The following is a 15,877-nucleotide window of genomic DNA, read 5'->3' on the forward strand; positions in this document are numbered from 1 at the left end:
ACGGCATTTACCACTTTTTGTAAATAACTCCTGAACTGTGGTCGTTCATGGCTCCGGTCACTGAGCTCAGCACGTTTATCCGATCATGCCAGCGCAAATATCCCATAAGAGCGAATATGATAGCTTCTTTGTACTCAACTATTTGGTTGTTGGGAATTATCAGTTCTGCACTTGTGCTTTCCTTTAATTTTTTAATTAGTAAAGGGTGGTAAGCTCCTCCGCCTGTTACCAGCACTTTACCCGTTTTTGGAATATCACTTGAAATGCGCTTTACAATGTGCTCAATGGCAGTATGCATTAAGTCGCGAGGATCAAAGGCAGGCTCATAGATTTGGTCGAGAAATATGTTTTCAATCCATTCGCGACCGAGAGATTTTGGGGGAGGCTTTTTGTAATACTCAATATTTTCCCATTGCTGGTAGAGTTCAGAAATAAATTTTCCTTTCGATGAGTACATGCCGTTTCGGTCCATACTGTCGCCCAATCGCTCTGCCCACCTGTTCAGCACAAAATTTACCGGGCAGATGTCCCAGGCTCTTCGTTTTCCATTGATGTGCAAACTGATATTAGCGAATCCACCCAAATTCAAACAGGCATCGTATTCGCCGAAAAGCAACTCATCGCCAATAGGTACTAACGGTGCTCCCTGACCTCCTAATGCCACATCCTGACTTCTGAAGTCGCAGACTACATTAAAGCCTGTCAACGCCATGATGGTAGCCCCGTGCCCAAGCTGAAGTGTAAGCCCTGTGTCTGGTTCGTGAAAAATGGTATGACCGTGAGAACTTATTATAAGATTTTGTACTGATTCGTTAGAATAGCCTTGAACTGCATTTTTAAATTCCTCGCTCTCCATAAAGCGAAGAATTTGAAAAGCAATGTAGCGGCCGTAGTGCACATTCATGCTACACAGGTACAAGCCATTTTTGGTATGCAGTTGTGAAAGTTCTTGTTTCCATTCCTTGTCATATTCAAGGGTAATGGCAGACAATAGCTTGTAACTTACTGGATCAAAGCCTTCAAAATCACAGAGTGCCAGGTCTATACCATCGAGTGATGTACCTGACATTACACCGATTACAAGCATCAAAAATTAGAATATGCCGTAAATGTACCCTACCTGACTTGAATATCGAATACCAATCTGGAAAAGGTCATCTCTTTATGTCGTTGCAAATCGATCTATAAAATAAGATTAAAGCTACAATCTTCCCTAGAAATGAGATATATAGCCAAATTAAAAAAGCACAAAAGCTGATTTATACCTACGATTACCTCTCTCCAGCTTGTTCGTGCTTACGCATCTCAGTAAGCCAATAAATAAAAGCTCCAAATCCAATAAAAAGGAGTAAGTGGTTGGGAATATTTCCTAATATGGGAAGGATTTGAAAGGTCCACTCAAAAAAATCGGCCAATGCGTAAGCTATCTTTGATACCATACCCTTTATTTTGCCGCAAAAATAAGTACCCATTGGTAGGTATAAGCAAATTTTTTGAAAAAAAGACTGCCAACAAAGCCATTGCATTGATTGTTTTCGAGCTGCTTTTTTCTTTAGCAATGTTGGCTGTTCACAAGTATTTAAGAAACAATCCATCACCTTCAATGATTGACTTGATTGTTTTCTTATTTCTAAATTCACTCGTAATTTTTGTTGTTGATTTTGCTATTGAAAAAATAGAATTAAGCAGAAAAAATATTTATTATCTTCCCATATTGTTTGCCTTAAATGTATATGTATTTTTTAAAAGTAACACCATTCAATTTCTTTTATTTGAGCTATATTTTATAATTGTAATGTTTTTTGTTATTAAATCACAAAACAAAGAAAATATCCGTATGGATATTTTTCATTTTTCACTGGTTTTATCTATACTATTTTTTATATTTCCATCGAGTATTTTTTTAATTTTACCAATAATATTTTTATTGTTGTTTTTTTCAGTTAAACAAGTTTTTAATATTGTAACTCTACTTCTTTCTATTTCTTTGACCTTCTTTTTTCTTTATAGCAATCTTTATTTCATCAAGAGGCTTTGGAATGTGGATTTGTATTCCAACTTATTTACTTTTTTTGAAAAGGATCTTTTTCACTTTGAAATCAGTCAAATCACAATTGTCTTACTCTCACTTTTTTTAATTGGATTATACGAAGTTCCTCAGGCTTTACGTAAAACCAATCTTTTCCGAAAAAACTTTTTTTACTTTTCATTGATTCTAATTATAATTGATATTATTTTTGCTATTTTATTTAAAAAATATACTCAAAGCTTTTCATTGATTTTATTGTCGAATTTGTTCGGAAATTTTATTCGTTTCAGACCAAAATACTATGTACGTGAGGTCTTTTTCACGGGTGTTTTAATTTTATTAATAATTCTTTTGTTGATATAAAAAAAATAATAGCATATGGCAATTTATAAATTCGGTGAGTTTGTGCCAGTGGTTCATCCCACGGCCTATATACATCCGCAAGCAACAGTGATAGGCGATGTAATAATTGGCAAAGATGTATATGTAGGCCCAGGTGCTCGTATTCGTGGCGATTGGGGTCGAATTATATTAAAAGATGGCTGTAATGTGCAGGAAAATTGCGTGATACACATGTTTCCAGGTGTTACAGTGATACTTGAAGAAATGGCACATATAGGCCATGGAGCTATGATTCATGGAGCACACATTGGCAGAAATGTATTGGTGGGAATGAATGCTGTCGTAATGGATGAGGTTTACATCGGAGACGAGAGCATTATCGGAGCCATGTCGTTCGTGCCACAAGGCATGAAAATACCTGAAAGAAGTTTGGCAGTGGGCAATCCTGCACAAGTAATAAAAAAAATAACAGACGACATGATCGCCTGGAAGACAAAGGGAACAGAGCTCTACATGAAACTACCCTCGCAAATGCATGAGGGCTGCATAGAAGTAAAACCACTTTCCGAAATTGAGCCAAATAGGCCTGAACATCCTACGGACTATTTTCCACTTCGCAAGTAAGCGGTAATCATTTTGCCAAATTGGCGGAAGTCACCTGCTTAACTTTACGATAAGAGTCAGAGGCTCGATATTTGTTACAAATCCGAAGTTATTTCTTTAAAGATGATACAGAAACTCCTGGTCAAACTGTTTGGAAGCAAAAACGAAAGAGACCTAAAGGAAATAGAACCTTATGTTAAGAAAATCAACGAAATATATTCTGGGTTAAAGTCCCTTTCTAATGATGAGCTCAGGGCAAAAACACTGGAATTCAAATCAAAAATAGCAGCAGCTACAGAGAGCATAACCTCACAAATAGCTGAAAAAAGATGTGCAGCTGATGCTACAGAGGATGTAGATGAGAAGGAAAAATTGTTTACAGAAATCGAAAAACTCGAAAAACAAGAGCTTGAAGTCATCGAAAAAGTCCTTCTCGAACTGTTGCCCGAGGCTTTTGCAGTAGTGCGCGAAACTGCTCGTCGCTTCGCCGAAAATGAATATTTAGATGTTACAGCTACGGAATTTGATCGCGCATTAGCAGCGCGCAAGTCGAATGTGCAAATTATTGAGCCTAAGGCGCGCTGGTCGAGTACTTGGTTAGTAGCTGGACATCCGGTGCGTTGGGATATGGTACACTACGATGTACAGCTCATCGGCGGTGTGGTATTGCACAAGGGTAAAATCGCCGAAATGGCTACGGGTGAAGGTAAAACGCTTGTAGCTACACTACCCGTGTATTTAAACGCTTTAGCAGGTAAAGGAGTACATGTAGTGACTGTAAACGATTATCTGGCAAAGCGCGATGCCGACTGGATGGGTCCTATTTACGAGTTCCATGGTCTTTCAGTAGGTTGCATTGACAAAACACAGCCAAACTCTGCCGAACGGAAGGCTGCCTACCAAAGCGATATCACATTCGGTACTAATTCGGAATTTGGCTTTGACTACCTGCGTGACAATATGGCACGCAGCGTAGATGAAATCGTGCAACGCAAGCATCACTATGCCATAGTTGACGAGGTGGACTCCGTGCTCATCGACGATGCACGTACCCCTTTAATCATTTCAGGACCTACCGGAAAAAACAACCTCAAAGACTTCGAAGAGCTCAAGCCTTATGTGGCAAGATTAGTAGAAGAACAAAGAAAAATTGTAACTGCTGAACTCAACGAAGCAAAAAAACTCATTGCAGCTGGCGACACAAAAAATGGCGGATTTCATTTACTTAGAGCTCACCGAGGTTTGCCTAAATTCAAGCCATTAATCAAATACCTCAGTGAAGAGGGCATAAAGACCATCTTGCAAAAAACTGAAAACTTTTACCTCCAGGAGCAAGGCAAGGAAATGCCCAAAGTAGATGCCGAGCTGCTCTTTACCATTGAAGAAAAAAACAATCAAATCGATCTTACTGAAAAAGGCATCGAATTTCTCTCCAGAGATACCTCGCCCGACTTCTTCGTACTGCCCGATCTAGGTGCTGCAGTTGCTGAAATTGAAAAGGCTGACCTTACCCCTGAGGAGAAGATAGCTCGAAAAGATCAGCTTATGCGCGATTTCGCCATTCGCAGCGAGCGCATTCACATTATGAATCAGCTGGTGCGCGCCTACACCATGTTTGAGAAAGACATAGAGTACGTGGTGATGGACAACAAGGTGAAAATCGTCGATGAGCAAACAGGCCGTATTATGGAGGGCAGGCGATATTCCGATGGCTTACACCAAGCTCTTGAAGCCAAAGAAGGCGTAAAAATTGAAGCCTCCACCCAAACCTATGCTACCATCACTCTTCAAAACTATTTCCGCATGTACCACAAGCTGGCCGGTATGACTGGTACGGCTGAAACAGAAGCAGCTGAGTTTTGGGAAATTTACAAGCTCGATGTGGTGGTAATTCCAACCAATAAACCCGTACAGCGCATCGATAAAGACGACTTGGTGTACAAGACTAAACGCGAAAAATTCAATGCCGTAATCGAAGAAATTGTAAAGCTTGTAAACCAGAACAGACCAGTGCTCGTAGGTACTACCAATGTGGAAACCTCAGAGCTGCTTAGCCGTATGCTATCGCTGCGCAAAATCAAACACAATGTGCTCAACGCCAAACTTCACCAAAAAGAAGCAGAAATTGTAGCCGAAGCAGGACGCCCCGGTACAGTTACAATAGCCACTAACATGGCCGGTCGTGGTACCGACATCAAATTAACTCCTGAAAGCCGGGCAGCAGGTGGTTTGGCAATACTGGGTACAGAGCGACATGACTCTCGCCGTGTGGATCGTCAGCTCAGAGGTAGAGCAGGGCGCCAGGGCGATCCAGGTTCATCACAATTTTTCCTTTCGCTCGAAGACAACCTTATGCGTCTCTTTGGTTCCGAGCGACTAGCCTCCATTATGGACAAGCTCGGCCATAAAGAGGGCGACATCATCCAACACCCGATGGTGACTAAATCAATCGAACGCGCCCAAAAGAAAGTAGAAGAAAACAACTTTGGTATTCGCAAGCGACTACTGGAATACGACGACGTGATGAACAAGCAGCGCGAGGTGATCTATCGATGGCGTCGAAATGCGCTTTACGGCGAAAAATTAGCTATTGATCTGGCAGATGCTATTTACCAGACTTGTGCAGGCGCAGTAGAGATGTACAAAGATTCAAAAGATTTCGAGGCCTTTCGGGTAGAATTAGCCAGATACTTCGGTACAGATGCTCCATTCTCAAAAGGAGATTTCGAGAAAAAAGACATCGAGTCACTCATTTCAAAGCTTTATGTATTTGTAATGGATCATTACCATAAAAAGTCTGAATCTATTGCCGACAGAGCCTGGCCTGCCATTAAAAATGTTTATGAAACCCACGGGGCGCAGTTTCAGAATATTTTAATACCATTTACCGACGGTCATAAAGGCATCCAGATAGCAGCCGATCTAAAAAAAGCATACGAAACCAAGTGTAGGTCAATAATTCGCGATTTCGAAAAATCCGTAACGCTTACCCTCATCGATGAGGCGTGGAAAGATCACCTTCGCGATATGGACGACCTACGCCAGGCAGTTCAAGGCGCTGTGTATGAGCAAAAAGATCCACTTCTGATTTACAAATTCGAATCATTTGAGCTCTTCAAGCGCATGAAGGAAAATCTCAACAAAGACCTTGTTTCCTTCTTGATGCATGCTTACATACCCATGGAAAATCAACAACCCGTAAGTGCTACAGCGCCAGCTCGCCAAGTTCGTTCTCGACAAGAGTCGCTCGTAACTTCAGGGCCTGGTTCTGCTTCATCTGAAGAACCTGTAAGAAGAGCACCAAGGCCTATAATAAGTGAAAAGAAATACGGCCGAAATGACCATGTAGTGATTCAAAACCTTACAACTGGCGAAAAAAGGGAACTCAAATACAAGCAAGCCATACCACTACTCCAATCAGGAGCATGGGTAATCGTTGATTAATTAATTTATCCAAGAAAAACTTTCAATTCATCAGGGTCTGATGCAGTCATCATACCCTGAATTTTTTTTTGTTCAATAATTTTTACCAATAGGTTTAAATGCTCTGTATTATTTAAAAAATCAAAAGATTCTCTTCTCAAAATTAATGTAGCTGTAGAATGGGTTTTTAAAAAATTTTTGTACGCTTCAGATAGCTTCTCGAGATATTCTGGCTCGATTTTCTGTTCGAACCATCGACCTCTTTGTTGAATGTTTTTGAGCAACGTTTCCGTTTCAGCGCTTAAAAATATCAACAGGTCTGGCTTACGAACTTTTTTAAACAACATATCAAAAAAGTGCTCATAAAGGAAAAACTCTTTTTCCGAAAGATTTACCGAAGCAAATAGTTTTGATTTAAAAGGATGATAATCCGAAACAAAAACAGGCTGAAACAAATCGATTTCGATCAGCAAATCGTGCAGTTGCTGATAGCGCTCTGCCATAAATGCCATTTCAACCGTAAAAGCCCAACGCTCCGGATTCGAATAAAATTCATTTAGAAAAGGGTTGTCAGCAAATTGTTCTAATATCACACGCGCATCCAGAGCTTCAGCCAGGAGTGTGGCTAGAGTGGTTTTTCCGGCACCGATATTTCCTTCGATAGCAATATAGATAGGTTCTTTCATGCAACTTTGATTACTTGCGATGTATCGCTACATTCTTTTAAGAGTTCTAAACAGGATTTTTTTAAGAAAGGATGTTGCCAATGGGGTGTGAGCTCACTGACAGGTATGAGAGTAAACTTTCGAAGATGCATCCGAGGATGAGGAATCTGAACAATCTCAGAATTTTCAATTAGGTCGAAAGCGTGCACAATATCGATGTCTAATGTTCGCGAGGTATATTTTCCAATGTGTGTACGGTCGCGTCCACACTGATATTCTATTTCCAGTAAAGTAGACATTAATAAATTTGCTCTGAGAGGCGTTTTCACTTCAATGGCTTGGTTTAAAAATTCGGCTCCATCCATCTTCCATGGTTCGGTAGCATATAAAGACGATTCTTGTAAAATTTCAATACCTTGTTTTAGTAAAAGAGATTTTGCAAATGCAAAAGTTTTTTTCACATCGCCCACATTGCCGCCAAGCAGTAATATGTATTTTTTATCTTGTTTCATCACACAATGCGTACAGGTCAATCACAAGTCATTGTATCATTGCAAACTAAACACACAATCAGTCTATGAAAACGTTTTTTAAAATGCTAATAGCCAGCATCCTTGGGGGTGCGATTCTTATTTTCTTGATCTTTTTTACCCTTATCGGCATCGGAATGGCCGGCCAGAAGGAGTTTGAGTTGAAAGAAAATTCGGTACTTTTCCTTGATTTAAACTACCCGATCAACGAGCGCGAGTCAAGTAATCCGTTTCAAAACTTCGACCCCATCAGCGGTCAGGCACAAAAAACTTTAGGACTTTATGAGATCGTAAAAGCAATAAAAGAAGCTAAAGAAAACGATAAAGTCGCAGGAATCTACATCAAATCCGGTAATGTAGAGGCTGGTATGGGTACTTTGAAAGAAATCAGAGATGCTTTAGTAAAATTCAAAGAATCAGGAAAATTTATCATTGCCTTCGACGAGAACTTATCGCAACGCGGTTACTACTTGAGTAGTGTGGCCGACAGTATATATGTGCCCGAAGAAGGAATTGTCGAATTTGGAGGACTTTCCACTGCTGTGCCCTTTTACCGAAAGTTTTTAGAGAATGTAGGCATTAAGGCCGAGGTAGTTCGCGGTAGTAACAATAAATTCAAATCAGCAGTTGAGCCCTTTCTCGAATACCAGATCAGCGAGGCAAACCGAGAGCAAATTACTACATTTCAAAATTCCATTTGGTCGATTATTCGGGCTGATATTGCAACATCTCGAAACATTGCTCCGGAGAAGCTCGACGAAATTGCCAATACCCGCGAAGCGACCATACCACAGAGAGCCGCTGAACTTGGATTGATTACGCGTACCGCATATTTAGATGAAGTAAGAGATGTATTAGTTTCATTAACAAAGAATGAAAAATACGAAGATGTACAGTTGGCATCAGTATCACAAGTAACCTCATTAAAAAAATCTTCGAAAGACAAGACAAAATCGAGCAGAGACCGCATCGCCATTGTTTTTGCACAGGGAGAAATAGGCAGTGGTGAAGGCAGTGATACAGAAATAGGTAGTGATCGCATAGCCGAAGCTATTCGAAAGGCGCATGAAGACGAAAAAGTAAAAGCCATTGTGATGCGTGTAAACAGTCCGGGAGGAGCAGTTTTAGCCAGCGATATCATTTTAAGAGAAGTTATACGTGCTAAAGAGAAAAAGCCATTTATAGTATCTTTTGGGGATTTGGCTGCTTCAGGTGGCTACTACATTTCTTGTATGGCCGATACAATAGTAGCCCAACCCACGACGATTACTGGATCAATTGGAGTATTTGGTTTGTTCTTCAGCGCTCAAGATCTGCTAAACAACAAACTTGGAATCCGTTTCGATGTGGTTAAAACACACGAATATGCAGATTTCGGAGCTATTGATCGCCCCTTACGTGAGAGTGAGCGGCAGTTTTTACAGCGATATATTGACAAGTTTTACGGCGGATTTTTGAAAAAAGTAGCCTCGGGTCGTGGCCTCGATTCTCTTTACATTGACAGCATAGGACAGGGGAGAGTCTGGACCGGTGAGTGGGGCCTTAAACTCGGACTTGTCGATGTGTTAGGCGGTTTACAAGATGCTATTGATATTGCTGCAAAGAAAGCAGGACTCGATGCTTACAAGATTGTAACTTATCCTGAACCAGTAGACCCTTTTAAAGTGATCTTGAAACAATTAGGCTTCGATTCAGAATTAAAATTGAAAAAACAATTGGGAATTCTTTACTTTTATTTTGAAAAAATAAAAAGTATCTACAAACAACAAGGACTTTTAATGCGTATGGAGTACGACTTCCATATTCAGTAACAAATTGAATTCTACATCTGAGATATCAAATTTGGCGCGGAGAGATTTTATGTTGCTCACCGCCCTTTTTATTAGTGCCCTTATCACTTGTAATCTTATAGCTAATAAGTTTATTACAATCGATTTGGGCTTTAAGCAGTTTGTGATTTCTGCTGGTGTACTGCCTTATCCTATCACTTTTTTGATCACAGATATTCTTTCAGAAATCTACGGAAAGAAAAAAACTCAAGAAGTTGTAGTTGTAGGGTTTGCAGCAGCCATTTTTACCTTATTCATTCTGGCATTAGGCGGCTGGTTTAATGCTATTCCGAATTCAGTGGTTTCGGATGAGGTGTATAATCAAGTATTTAAAAATTCCTGGAGACTTATAGGCGCATCAATGGCCGCCTACATAGTAGCACAGCTTGTGGATGTAAAACTCTTTCATTTTTGGAAGAGGCTCACTAAAGGCCGAATGCTTTGGGTGAGAAACAACTTTTCTACTATTTTCTCACAATTAGTTGACACCATTTTGGTTGTTTCCATCATTTTTATCGGCAGAGAAAATTTTTCAACGATTACTCAATACATAATTGATGGATGGATTTTTAAAGTAATCATAGCAGCTTTTGACACACCCTTTTTCTATGCAGCTGTATATTGGTATCGAAAAAAATACGCTATTTCCAATTCATATCAGGAAGTAGATTTTTAGTCGTAGATGAGTGAATTAAGGAATTCCATTGCATTATATATCATTCAAATAAGTTTAATTCTTCTCAAAATTCCCTACCTTTCATTAGGATTTGGACCTGAGGAAGATGCTTGGGGACATGTGTACAATATTATAGAGATGTATGAGCAAGGCCACTACATCATATCTCGCTTGCCAGGTCATCCGTCATATGAAGCATTAATGTTTTTGCTGTTTCCGTTAATAAAATACCCCTTTGTCTTCAATTTATTCAGTGCTATTGCCGCAGCCTTTGCCATCAATGAGTTTTATAAGTTGTTACGGCTTATCAATGCTAAATATGCCTTGCTATGGACAATGGCCTTTGGCTTAATGCCGGCCTTTTTTCTTGGAAGCACCTATGTCATCGATTATGCCTTCTCGATCTGGTGGATGTTGCGTTCTACCAGATTGCTCTTCCAAGGAAGATTTGTCGAATCGGGTTTTTCACTTGGTGTAGCTACAGCTTTTCGAATTACCTCCTTCGCCTTAGTGTTGCCAGCCATTTTGTATTTAATTAAAAATAAATCCGCAGCGAAAAATCATTTGTCTTTTTTATTCACAGCTTCATTAGTGGCATTTCTGTTTTATGCGCCGATTATTTACACGTATGGAATAGACTTTTTTGATTACCATAAACCCCCCGGTTCCGGATTTTTAAAAGCGCTTTACAAATTTCTTCCAGGGGCACTAGGTTTATTGGGTTCTCTTGGTTTTTTGGCAATTTTATTTAATGTCTTTTATCGAAGTCGCAACGAGTTAAAACAGATTATGAATAAACCTATTAACATGTTTTTTCTTGTTACATCTCTTCTATTTTTTATCTCTTATATTCGACTACCTGAGAAAACGGCTTTTGCTATTCCAATTTTTGCCTATTTATATCTTTGTTTCGCACAGATTGATATACACAAAGGCCGTTTTTTACTCGTAACACTTGTGGTTAGCATATTCATTGCAGGCCTGCAGTTTGTACATCCTTACAGAGGTTGCAATCCGTCAGCAATTGCATTAAGGGGGAATGTAGGGGGACAGACGATTGAAGTAGCTCCTTTAAAAGGATTGTATTTAAGTGAATTAGAAAAAAGACAAAACAAAGTAAAATTTGCTGAATGCGCGTTCAATACGCTAAAAAGTTTTCATGATTCCAAAACTGTGGTAATTTGTGGCTGGTGGTATGCTCAGCTGAAAACGATGGAGTGGAGTAGTGATCAAGATTTGTCACCCCATCTTGTTTACTATCTTTCACAAGATGAGTTGAAGCACTTTCTTTCCGAGGGATATGTAATATATCATTTAGAAGATCTCTCTGCAGTAAATGACCGACTTAAAGGAACTTCGTTAAAGGATTTTTCAAAACCAATTCAAATCGATTGTCCATGAATACAGAAAAGTTTTATTCAGAAAATGCTCCAAAGCCTGTCGGCTTATATCCACATGCACGTAGGGCAGGGAACTTGCTATTTTTATCAGGTGTTGGTCCACGAATAGCTAGATCTGACATAAACGATTCCGGAGTTCCTGGTTTAGTGCTTGATCACAATGGAAATTATAAAGAATTTGACTTTGAAGCTCAGGTGCACAGTGTTTTTCAGAATGTGCGGACGATACTCGAAGCCAGTGGAAGTCGCTGGGAAAATTTGATTGACATTACGGTGTTTTTGGTAAACATGAAGCGCGACTTTCACGCGTTTAACAGAATCTATGCGGAATACTTTAAAGAAAATCAACCGTGCCGAACCACTGTAGAGGTTAATGCACTGCCTACTCCAATTGCTATTGAATTAAAGTGCATAGCCACCATATAATAAAAATCCCGGGTGAGCGACCCGGGATCCAAGTGGCTAAAAGCGATTAACACAAAATTTACCCAAATGAAAAAAGCACACTTATGGTGAAAAGAACGTTGCTTTTATTGGGTCAATCTTTGTGCCAAAGAGTGTTTTTAAAGGTAAATAGATTAAAAATCAAATGTTAAAGCGGAAGTGCATGATGTCACCGTCTTTCACCACATATTCTTTTCCTTCAATGCGGAGTTTGCCAGCTTCGCGTACAGCGGCTTCAGAGCCATATTGAATGTAATCTTCATAGGAAATTACTTCAGCTCGAATAAATCCTTTTTCAAAATCAGAATGAATCACTCCGGCAGCTTTAGGTGCGGTATCGCCCTTTTTGATCGTCCAAGCTCGCACCTCTTTTTCACCTGCAGTAAAAAAGGTTTGAAGATTCAATAATTCATAAGCCGCGCGGATCAGGCGATTTACGCCAGGCTCTACCAGGCCAAGTTCTTCTAAAAAGAGTTTTCGTTCGTCGTAAGATTCGAGTTCAGCAATTTCGCTTTCGATTTTAGCAGCCAGTATTAAAACACCAGCATTTTCTTTTTTGGCAATTTCGCTAATGGAATCCACCCAATGATTACCTGTCGCTGCTGCACTTTCATCCACATTACATACGTAAAGCACTGGTTTATATGTAAGAAGTTGAAGGCTTTTTACAATGTCTTGTTCATCTTCATTGGCCGGTAGAAAAACGCGTGCATTCTTTCCTTCAAGCAGCAGTTGGCGAATCTGACTTAATACATTGAATTCTTTAGAAGCTGACTTATCGCCGGTTTTTGCTGCTTTTTCAATTTTAGAGATGCGTTTTTCGAGAGTTTCAAGATCTTTGAGCTGCAGTTCGGTATCGATTACCTCCTTATCACGAATAGGATTGACTGAGCCATCTACATGAATGATATTAGGATCTTCAAAACAGCGCAGTACGTGTAGTATTGCGTGCGTTTCGCGAATATTTCCTAGAAACTGATTTCCAAGACCTTCTCCCTTTGAAGCCCCTTTTACAAGACCTGCTATATCTACAATTTCAACAGTTGCCGGTACTACGCGTTGCGGTTTTACCAACTCAGTCAACTTCTCAAGGCGCGGATCAGGCACATTTACCATACCTACATTGGGCTCAATGGTACAAAAGGGAAAGTTTGCACTTTGTGCTTTTGCGTTTGACAGACAGTTAAATAACGTTGATTTTCCAACATTGGGAAGCCCAACAATACCACATTTCATAAATACTAACTAAGGCAGCCAAAAGTATATTACTAGGTAATTACCACGGACTAAATTTTTTTGTAATAAAAATTCGATGCTCAATAGTTCTACATTAAAAGTTCCCTTTAATTCGTTTATTTGCAAAAAACAACGATTTTAATATGATTTATTTGCTGCAAAAGACTTTGTTTACACTTCCTTTAAAAAATCCTGTATTAATATTTTCTGTAATTCTTTTCATAATCTTATTTGCTCCAATACTTCTCAATAAATTAAAAATCCCGCATTTAATAGGACTAATTATTGCAGGTGCCATCATTGGTCCAAATGGATTTCACATAATGGACCGGGATAGCAGCATTATACTCTTTGGCAATGCCGGTTTGCTCTACATAATGTTTCTGGCAGGTCTCGAAATCGATTTAGCTGATTTTAAGAAAAACAGCTATAAAAGCCTCCTTTTCGGACTCCTTACATTTTCTATACCCATGACATTGGGTACATTAAGCTCTCTGTACATTCTCGGATTTGGCATATTGACATCAATATTATTAGCCAGTATGTATGCTTCACATACTTTATTAGCATATCCTTTAATTAGCAAGTTCGGAATTACAAAAAACAGAGCCGTTAATCTAACTGTAGGTGGCACAGTAATTACTGACACACTTGCGCTCTTAGTGCTGGCCGTAATTGCTGGTATGACTACTGGAACAGTAGATAGTTACTTTTGGTATCGTCTAATTATTTCAGTTCTTGTTTTTGGTGCTGTTGTCTTATTGGGTTTTCCAATTTTAGCTCGTTGGTTTTTTAAAAATTTCAACGACAGCATTTCACAATACATTTTTGTTTTAGCAATGCTTTTTTTAGGAGCGTTTTTTGCTGAAGTAGCAGGTGTTGAGGCGATTATAGGAGCATTTTTGGTGGGACTAGCATTAAACAAACTCATTCCACATACTTCTCCGTTAATGAACAGAATTGAATTCGTTGGAAATGCTCTGTTCATTCCATTTTTTCTTATAGGTGTGGGAATGCTGATCGATTACAGAGTCTTTTTTAGGGGGTATGAAACGTTGCTTGTAGCAACTGTAATGGTAGTGATAGCAACTTTTTCAAAATATGCTGCTGCATACCTTACTCAAAAAATTTACAATTTCAATCTAGCAGAGCGACTGGTCATTTTTGGCTTAAGCAATGCCCAGGCTGCTGCTACGCTTGCTGCAGTTTTGGTCGGTTATAACATTATTTTAAATAAGAGCGAAGTTGAAGCTGCTGCCGCTGTAGGACAAATAGTAGAACCTGTGCGTTTGCTGAATGACAGTGTACTAAATGGTACCATTTTAATGATACTTGTTACGTGTACAATTGCATCATTTGCAGCCCAAAAAGGCGCGCAAATGCTTGCTTTAAGTGAATTGGACGCCAATCAAGAGAATGAAGATGAAATTTCGCAAGAAGAAAAAATTTTAATTGCAACTCATCAAGAAAATCAAGTTGAAGAATTGGTACAGCTGGCTCTATTAATAAAATCAAATAAAAACAAATCAGGTCTTCACGCACTCACAGTAGTGGATGAAGGCAGTAATGAGCTAAACGACAAGATAGCTAAAAAAGTCTTAGAAAAAGCTGTTTTAACAGCATCTGGCGCTGATGTTCGACTCAACGATATACTTCGCTACGATGTAAATGTAGTAAATGCCATTACCGGAACCATCAAAGAGAAAAAAGTTTCCGATCTTATCTTGGGTCTCAATTCAAACAAAGGCATTTCAAAAAATTTTTTAGGCAATCTTGCTGAAGGGATCCTTGATAAAAATAATGTTACAATTTTTATATACAAGCCACAACAACCCCTTTCCACCATTAAAAGACATTTAGTGATCATTCCAGACAAAGCTGAAAAAGAACTCGGTTTTCTTTTTTGGCTGAAAAAAATTTGGAATATCTCAAAAAATTCAGGAGCTAAAATTGTTTTCTATTCAAGTCAAAACACACTTGAGTATTTAAAGCAGATCAATGAAAAGATGCCCATCAATTGCGAATTTGAAGTATTTGACGACTGGGACGATTTTCTAATTCTTTCAAGACACGTAAAGCCCGATGACAATTTAATCATTCAACTCAGTAGGCCCCATAAACCATCATATCAGAGCAATATGAACAAAATACCACACTATTTGAATAAATATTTTACTCAAAACAATTTCTTACTGGTGTACCCCATTCAGATCGGCGTAGATGCAGATGACAATCTGAATCTCAAAAACCCATCGATGCCCGAATCCATCGAGCGCTTGGATGATCTGGGTAAGGCAATAGCTAAAATATTTAAATTCAAATGAGAAGTACTTCAACTACCTGCCCTGATTTCAATTGATGTAGCATTTTTCCTTAAGGAAGATTAAATACTGATAACTCTCTCAAAAAATTTTTTCAGAGCACTTGTACAGAAGAGATATGAGTATTTACCTTTGCAGCCCGTTTTTTGAGGACGGGATAGATCTTTGAGAGGTTGGGTAGAGGGGTTAAAGTCCTAACGAAGTGCAAAAACGAAAGATGTATGTTGCACGAAAGGAAGTTAGGTGTACCTTTGCAGCCCGATTTTAAAAACGGACGAGTTAAATCAAGAAGTTCTTTGAAAATATAGGTTAGCAGCAGACAGAGAAGGTTGGAGAGCGAGCGGGTTGAAGGATTTACAACGGAGAGTTTGATCCTGGC

Annotated in this window: 13 protein-coding genes; 8 read left to right on the plus strand and 5 right to left on the minus strand. The window is 39.1% G+C overall.

All coding sequences use genetic code 11. The features are described 5' to 3' along the window. Positions 1-7: 7 nt before the first annotated feature. On the minus strand, positions 8-1,087 hold the full coding sequence (locus ACK4EX_RS04950; protein ID WP_409770383.1) for an anhydro-N-acetylmuramic acid kinase: 1,080 nt from the start codon (positions 1,085-1,087) through the stop codon (positions 8-10). 327 nt (positions 1,088-1,414) lie between these two features. Here ACK4EX_RS04950 and ACK4EX_RS04955 point away from each other — a divergent pair, with 327 nt between their 5' ends. The 3 genes from ACK4EX_RS04955 (at position 1,415) to secA (ending at position 6,418) form a co-directional block, all read left to right on the plus strand. Further along, a complete protein-coding gene (locus tag ACK4EX_RS04955) occupies positions 1,415-2,392 on the plus strand; it encodes a hypothetical protein (RefSeq protein WP_409770347.1) in 978 nt (325 codons plus the stop codon). A 15-nt stretch (positions 2,393-2,407) separates the two neighbouring features. After that, positions 2,408-2,995 (plus strand): transferase hexapeptide repeat family protein, encoded by a 588-nt coding sequence (locus ACK4EX_RS04960; protein WP_409770350.1) that lies wholly within the window; start codon positions 2,408-2,410, stop codon positions 2,993-2,995. Positions 2,996-3,097: 102 nt separating this feature from the next. Continuing rightward, positions 3,098-6,418 carry a preprotein translocase subunit SecA gene (gene secA / locus ACK4EX_RS04965; RefSeq protein ID WP_409770352.1) on the plus strand — a complete coding sequence of 1,107 codons (3,321 nt, stop codon included), beginning with the start codon at positions 3,098-3,100 and terminating at the stop codon, positions 6,416-6,418. A gap of 5 nt (positions 6,419-6,423) precedes the next feature. Here the strand turns inward: secA and ACK4EX_RS04970 are convergent, their stop codons facing one another. Both ACK4EX_RS04970 and folK read right to left on the minus strand, forming a co-directional pair. After that, complete coding sequence (locus ACK4EX_RS04970; protein WP_409770354.1) at positions 6,424-7,083, minus strand: deoxynucleoside kinase; 660 nt, start codon at positions 7,081-7,083, stop codon at positions 6,424-6,426. Next, the gene (gene folK / locus ACK4EX_RS04975; RefSeq protein WP_409770355.1) at positions 7,080-7,574 is read right to left on the minus strand and encodes a 2-amino-4-hydroxy-6-hydroxymethyldihydropteridine diphosphokinase; all 495 of its coding nucleotides are present in this window, start codon (positions 7,572-7,574) and stop codon (positions 7,080-7,082) included. Before folK ends, ACK4EX_RS04970 begins: the two co-directional genes overlap by 4 nt. A gap of 65 nt (positions 7,575-7,639) precedes the next feature. On the opposite strand from folK, the gene sppA reads away from it, so the two are divergent. The 4 genes from sppA to ACK4EX_RS04995 are packed head-to-tail and all read left to right on the plus strand — an operon-like array spanning position 7,640 to position 11,923. After that, the gene (sppA, locus tag ACK4EX_RS04980; RefSeq protein WP_409770358.1) at positions 7,640-9,403 is read left to right on the plus strand and encodes a signal peptide peptidase SppA; all 1,764 of its coding nucleotides are present in this window, start codon (positions 7,640-7,642) and stop codon (positions 9,401-9,403) included. 4 nt (positions 9,404-9,407) lie between these two features. Further along, entirely contained in the window at positions 9,408-10,097 is a 690-nt protein-coding gene (locus ACK4EX_RS04985) for a queuosine precursor transporter (protein WP_409770361.1), read from the plus strand. A gap of 6 nt (positions 10,098-10,103) precedes the next feature. After that, positions 10,104-11,498 (plus strand): hypothetical protein, encoded by a 1,395-nt coding sequence (locus ACK4EX_RS04990; RefSeq protein WP_409770362.1) that lies wholly within the window; start codon positions 10,104-10,106, stop codon positions 11,496-11,498. After that, on the plus strand, positions 11,495-11,923 hold the full coding sequence (locus ACK4EX_RS04995) for a RidA family protein (RefSeq protein ID WP_409770363.1): 429 nt from the start codon (positions 11,495-11,497) through the stop codon (positions 11,921-11,923). Before ACK4EX_RS04990 ends, ACK4EX_RS04995 begins: the two co-directional genes overlap by 4 nt. Positions 11,924-12,082: 159 nt before the next feature. Here ACK4EX_RS04995 and ychF read toward each other — a convergent pair whose 3' ends face one another. Beyond that, positions 12,083-13,177, minus strand: a complete 1,095-nt coding sequence (ychF, locus tag ACK4EX_RS05000; protein WP_409770365.1) for a redox-regulated ATPase YchF — start codon at positions 13,175-13,177, stop codon at positions 12,083-12,085. Positions 13,178-13,320: 143 nt separating this feature from the next. Between ychF and ACK4EX_RS05005 the strand changes: the two genes are divergently transcribed. Next, entirely contained in the window at positions 13,321-15,501 is a 2,181-nt protein-coding gene (locus ACK4EX_RS05005; RefSeq protein WP_409770368.1) for a cation:proton antiporter, read from the plus strand. A gap of 91 nt (positions 15,502-15,592) precedes the next feature. On the opposite strand, the gene ACK4EX_RS05010 is transcribed toward ACK4EX_RS05005, so the two are convergent. Further along, positions 15,593-15,877, minus strand: a 285-nt coding sequence (locus tag ACK4EX_RS05010; protein WP_409770371.1) for a hypothetical protein, incomplete at its 5' end; no start/stop codon positions are given.

It is taken from the genome of Thermaurantimonas sp. (assembly GCF_046299575.1).
In the GTDB taxonomy this organism is placed as follows: Bacteria; Bacteroidota; Bacteroidia; order Flavobacteriales; family Schleiferiaceae; genus Thermaurantimonas.

Coding starts and splice junctions, on each gene's coding strand:
- ACK4EX_RS04990 (WP_409770362.1), top strand. CDS start 10,104: ATGAGTGAATTAAGGAATTCCATTGCATTATATATCATTCAAATAAGT.
- ACK4EX_RS04995 (WP_409770363.1), top strand. CDS start 11,495: ATGAATACAGAAAAGTTTTATTCAGAAAATGCTCCAAAGCCTGTCGGC.
- folK (WP_409770355.1), bottom strand. CDS start 7,574: ATGAAACAAGATAAAAAATACATATTACTGCTTGGCGGCAATGTGGGC.
- ACK4EX_RS04950 (WP_409770383.1), bottom strand. CDS start 1,087: ATGCTTGTAATCGGTGTAATGTCAGGTACATCACTCGATGGTATAGAC.
- ACK4EX_RS04970 (WP_409770354.1), bottom strand. CDS start 7,083: ATGAAAGAACCTATCTATATTGCTATCGAAGGAAATATCGGTGCCGGA.
- secA (WP_409770352.1), top strand. CDS start 3,098: ATGATACAGAAACTCCTGGTCAAACTGTTTGGAAGCAAAAACGAAAGA.
- ACK4EX_RS04955 (WP_409770347.1), top strand. CDS start 1,415: ATGCGTAAGCTATCTTTGATACCATACCCTTTATTTTGCCGCAAAAAT.
- ychF (WP_409770365.1), bottom strand. CDS start 13,177: ATGAAATGTGGTATTGTTGGGCTTCCCAATGTTGGAAAATCAACGTTA.
- ACK4EX_RS05005 (WP_409770368.1), top strand. CDS start 13,321: ATGATTTATTTGCTGCAAAAGACTTTGTTTACACTTCCTTTAAAAAAT.
- sppA (WP_409770358.1), top strand. CDS start 7,640: ATGAAAACGTTTTTTAAAATGCTAATAGCCAGCATCCTTGGGGGTGCG.
- ACK4EX_RS04960 (WP_409770350.1), top strand. CDS start 2,408: ATGGCAATTTATAAATTCGGTGAGTTTGTGCCAGTGGTTCATCCCACG.